The organism is Aliivibrio sp. 1S128 (genome assembly GCF_001691065.1).
GTDB lineage: Bacteria > Pseudomonadota > Gammaproteobacteria > Enterobacterales > Vibrionaceae > Aliivibrio.
On sequence record NZ_MAJV01000020.1, the window covers coordinates 662 to 1,177 of the forward strand.

The 516-nt window shown below is 37.2% G+C and carries 1 protein-coding gene; it reads left to right on the top strand.

Annotation, left to right across the window (positions count from 1 at the left end; all coding sequences use genetic code 11):
- Positions 1 to 30: 30 nt before the first annotated feature.
- The gene (locus A6E03_RS04360) at positions 31 to 507 is read left to right on the top strand and encodes a GNAT family N-acetyltransferase (protein WP_065600240.1); all 477 of its coding nucleotides are present in this window, start codon (positions 31 to 33) and stop codon (positions 505 to 507) included.
- Positions 508 to 516: the final 9 nt, after the last annotated feature.

A 516-nucleotide genomic window follows, 5' to 3' on the forward strand; every position in this document is an offset into this window, starting at 1 on the left:
ATGCAGGCGTTATAACCTCAAGAGGAAATGATGGAATTAGAGGCTTTTGAACATAAGGATTATGATCTGCTTACTGCCTGGATAGATAGCGAAAAACTTTGTTATTTGTGGGGCGGGCCAGCTTATAAATATCCTCTTACTCACGAACAAATTGAAACTCATTGTAAGCAGTTACAGGTGTTTCCATTTCTATTTACTGTTGAGAATAATCCGGTTGGTTTTGTGGAGCTTTACCAAGTTTCAGTTAATGAATTTCGTATCTGTCGCGTATTTATCTCACCTGAATATCGAGGCCAGAATTTAGCTCAAACCATGTTACAGCTACTTATTGAAAAGGCTCAGGTTAATTACAAAGCTAATTTACTGACATTAGGTGCTTTCAGCCACAATAAATCAGCTATTTCATGTTACGAAAAACTGGGTTTTGTAGAATTCGAGCAGGTAACTAATAGCTTATCATTTGATGGTGAGAGTTGGGATTTGTCACGCATGGAAAAACGGTTATAACAAATGCAT